The 1,253-nt window shown below is 60.8% G+C and carries 2 protein-coding genes; both read left to right on the top strand.

All coding sequences use genetic code 11. The annotated features are described in order from the left end of the window. The first annotated feature begins 63 nt into the window (after nucleotides 1-63). Nucleotides 64-357 (top strand): transposase, encoded by a 294-nt coding sequence (locus AC2A1N_RS13600; protein WP_006388655.1) that lies wholly within the window; start codon nucleotides 64-66, stop codon nucleotides 355-357. Further along, on the top strand, nucleotides 354-1,214 hold the full coding sequence (locus AC2A1N_RS13595) for an IS3 family transposase (RefSeq protein WP_088023848.1): 861 nt from the start codon (nucleotides 354-356) through the stop codon (nucleotides 1,212-1,214). The genes AC2A1N_RS13600 and AC2A1N_RS13595 overlap by 4 nt, the downstream gene beginning before the upstream one ends. Nucleotides 1,215-1,253: the final 39 nt, after the last annotated feature.

Below are 1,253 nucleotides of genomic sequence, written 5' to 3'. Positions count from 1 at the left end.
TGATCTGGCCCCCCGTCAGCGGACGCCAAGAAGCGATACTTTGATCGCACTTGGAGGTCCCTTATGTCCCGTATCACCCGTCGTAGCTACACCGATGAGTTCAAGCACCAAGCCGTGGAGTTGGCCGAGTCGCTCGGACCTGCCGCAGCGGCCCGTCAGCTGGAGATGTCGGTCAAGACGCTGGCAAATTGGCTTGACGCGGTCCGTGCTGGCCGGTCGTTGACCTCTGAGGCTCGCAGGCCAGCCACCGACCTGGAAAGCGAGATCAGCCGCCTTCGGGCCGAGAACGCCAATCTGAAGATGGAGCGGGAAATCCTAAAAAAAGCGGCGGCGTTCTTTGCCAGAGAGTCCAAGTGAGGTACGCCTTCGTCGCCAGTCAAAGGACTCACTACCCGACCAGGTTGCTGTGTCGGGTTCTTGGGGTTTCTGTCTCTGGATTCCATGACTACCTGCGCCGGCAGTGTGCCCAAACGTGCGATGTCGATTCGGCCCTCCGTACCGAGCTTCGGGCCATTCATGTGACCAGCAAGCGCAGTTATGGGCGACGTCGGCTGGTCAGGGCCTTACGAGCCAGGAATCATCCAGTCGGCCACAAGCGCGTGGCACGGTTAATGGCCGAGGAGCGAATCCAGGGCAAGACCAAAGGCCGATTCCGACCCAAATCCTCCGGCGGATCATCTCAGCTCGCCCCCAACCTGCTGGATCGGCAATTTGCCCCCGGAACCGGACCGACGGCCTGGGTCGGGGATATCACGTATGTCCCCACCCGCCAGGGATGGCTGCATCTGGCCGTGGTCATCAGCGTCCAGACCCGGCAGGTGCTGGGCTACAGTGTTTCCAAGCGTCTGACTGAAGAGCTGGTGGTGAAAGCATTTGCCAATGCTTGGGCTCTGCATCCACAACGACCCGGCCTGATCTTCCATTCAGATCGTGGTGGGCAGTACTGGGGGAACCAGTTTCGCCAGCTGCTGCAGTCCCATGAGGTGGTCCAAAGCATGAGCCGGCCTGGCAATTGCTGGGACAACGCGGTGGCCGAGAGCTTCTTTGCCACGCTCAAGACAGAAGAGGCTGCCGAGCCTTACGCCAGTAGAGAACAAGCCAGCCAGTCCATCGCTGCTTACATCCACGGCTTCTACAATCCAGCCCGGCTACACTCGGCGCTGGGCTACCACTCGCCTAACAACTACGCCCGGCAGCTCCGGGCTGCCGCCTGAAACGGCTTCATGGCGTCCGTTTTCAGGGGGCCAGATCAG

It is taken from the genome of Stenotrophomonas maltophilia group sp. SKK55, assembly GCF_057179845.1.
The sequence above is the reverse complement of the archived record's forward strand: the minus strand, read 5'-3'. Positions and strand labels throughout refer to the sequence as shown.